The sequence below is a fragment of the Bradyrhizobium sp. LeoB3 genome, assembly GCF_055456055.1.
Map to the genome: position 1 here is coordinate 1 of NZ_JBVBEF010000367.1, position 533 is coordinate 533.

1 protein-coding gene is annotated in these 533 nt (G+C 52.9%); it reads right to left on the reverse strand.

All coding sequences use genetic code 11. The features are described from left to right. Positions 1-214: hypothetical protein (locus ACZXDY_RS46355; protein WP_464350080.1), on the reverse strand; the 214-nt coding region annotated here is incomplete at its 3' end. Between the last annotated feature and the right edge of the window lie 319 nt (positions 215-533).

A 533-nucleotide genomic window follows, 5' to 3' on the forward strand; every position in this document is an offset into this window, starting at 1 on the left:
CAGACAGATAGTCGTGGAAAACGTTAAATGCGAATCTCTCGCGCTGGGAAAGTGCCGAATCACGGTACATCATTTGAGAATGAGCAATGATGCCCAGCTGATCGTCCATTTCTCCTGTCCGCGCTGCGTTACGGTCTATGCGGCGTGCCAGCAACAGCAGCCGGGCCAGCAGCCCGGCGAATTTAACTGCCGTAAGTGCGGTACTCAGGTCCATTCGTGGGCCGGGCTCTACAGCTACGTGAGTTGGAAACCTGTCTCTCGAAGGATACTCAGAAAAATCGGTACCCGGTAGCGACGTAGCTCCGCAGCCGGATTGGTTCGGGCCAACAGGGCCTGTGAATAGTCGCCAACTGTCGCCGATTTGCGATTGTAAATCGGATCAAAATCGCAGAATAAACATTCAATTCTCGTGGCACTAGTCGCCAGTTTTGTTGGCGCTCAAATGCTTGCATCAACGCCCTCGCTTGGCGACGTGCTGAAATGTAAAATCGAAGGCGACAACGAAGACATTTTCATCACCACTTCGCCGGACA